Source organism: Moorena sp. SIO3I8 (genome assembly GCF_010692325.1).
Classification (GTDB): domain Bacteria; phylum Cyanobacteriota; class Cyanobacteriia; order Cyanobacteriales; family Coleofasciculaceae; genus Moorena.
Genome location: NZ_JAAHHW010000327.1, coordinates 1 through 1,781, shown reverse-complemented (window position 1 = coordinate 1,781; position 1,781 = coordinate 1). Strand labels below are relative to the sequence as shown.

At 40.5% G+C, this 1,781-nt stretch carries 1 protein-coding gene; it reads right to left on the bottom strand.

Going from position 1 to position 1,781, the window contains the following annotated elements:
• Positions 1-84 precede the first annotated feature (84 nt).
• A complete protein-coding gene (ltrA, locus tag F6K51_RS36670) occupies positions 85-1,632 on the bottom strand; it encodes a group II intron reverse transcriptase/maturase (RefSeq protein ID WP_293030934.1) in 1,548 nt (515 codons plus the stop codon).
• Between the last annotated feature and the right edge of the window lie 149 nt (positions 1,633-1,781).

Below are 1,781 nucleotides of genomic sequence, written 5' to 3'. Positions count from 1 at the left end.
CCGGAAACGAAACCTTAGATAGTGGAGCCTTACTACAAAAGACTTCAACCTTTTACCCATAACCTACCAACTATAAAGGCTCCACTATCTTACGGTAACTTCAAACCCTTTTTGCCTTTTCAAAAGCCTTCCCTTTTGACTGGTCATTTCAGGATGTTTTCTCATTCTGGTGTTCCAATAAATAAGGTCACCATCATAGGGGCTACGGGTCTCTTCAACTTTTACATGTCTTACAATTTTTGTTTCGGCATGTTTTGGAAGATTTTCCTTATTAGTTGAAAATGTCCAGTTATCGACCTTGGGGGCTTCCCAGGGTTTTTTATTCTTTTCTATTTTGGTTTTCCAGTATTTATTGTATACCCAGGTTCTTGATTTTTTTGGATGTCTCCTATATCCCCATCTTCGTAGTTTATTCCAAAGCATATATCCTACTGTCGAGAATGTTTCTTTACTACAGACTCCTCTGTAATAGTTACACCATCCGCGTATAATAGGTTTTAGGTGGCTTATTAATGCCTCCTGTGGGGCAGCTCTATGTCTGTGTATGACTTCTGAGAGCTGTCCATAATGCTTTTGAATTGCTTCTTTGGATGGCTTGATGATGGTTTTAAAGCCTTGTTTAGAATGGTTTTTACCTACTTTGTATTGACGGATATTGAACCCTAAAAAGTCGAATCCGTCAAATGTGTGGACTATTTTGGTTTTACTTGGCTTTAATTCCAATCCCATGTCTTTTAACCATGAATTGATGATTTCCTTGCAATCTTCTACCACGTTTTGGTTTTTAGGCATGATGACAAAATCATCTGCGTATCGGACTAATTTTAGCGCTCTTTTATTATCCCGTTTACATCCAGGCATTGATTCAGCGTATTGTTTAATCTCTTTTTCCATTCCGTGGAGGGCTATATTCGCTAAAAGTGGAGAAATGACTCCGCCTTGAGGGGTACCCTCATCTGTAGAAGAGAATGTTCCATTATCCATCACACCGGATTTTAGCCAGGACTTTATTAAGCGTCTCATGGATGGATAGGTATTTAGTTTGTTTAGGAGTGCATCGTGGTTAATTTTATCGAAGCATTTGGCAATATCCGCATCTAGTACCCATTTGGGCATTTTATTGGTTGCCGTGAATATTGCTTCAATAGCATCATGACATGAGCGTCCTGGTCTGAACCCGTAAGAGTTGGGTTCAAATTTAGCTTCCCATTCAGGTTCTATAGCCTGTTTGGTAAGTGCCTGTAGAGCGCGGTCATACATGATTGGTATACCCAAAGGCCGTTTTTCTTTCCGTCCAGGTTTGGGAATCCATACTCTTCTGGTTGGTTGAGCCTTTTTAGAGATTTTTAGGCTGGCTACTAAGGTGAGACGTTGCCTATTATTTAAGGCTTTTATCCCATCTATTCCGGCAGTCTTTTTGCCCTTATTCTCTTGGGTAACCCTTCTAACCGCAATCATTTTAGCTGACCAGGATTTCATCAGAGTCTTTTGGAGCTTTCTTACTACGCGAACGTCACCACGTTGAGAGGCTCGATATATACGTTTTTGTAACTTAAACAGAGTCATTTCTAGCTTTCGCCAATTGACCTTGTTCCATTCCGACTGTGGGGCGAACCCCCTAGTTTTAGACATATTAATCACTATTTACATCTATATCTTTTCCTATAACGTGAGTCTGTTGGCATATCCTGGGCATTACCCCAGGCATTAGCTTCTGACTCAATCTTGCCCCCATATGACTTGCGGCTAACTACCTACTCAGAATGTTCGACCTTTCTGAG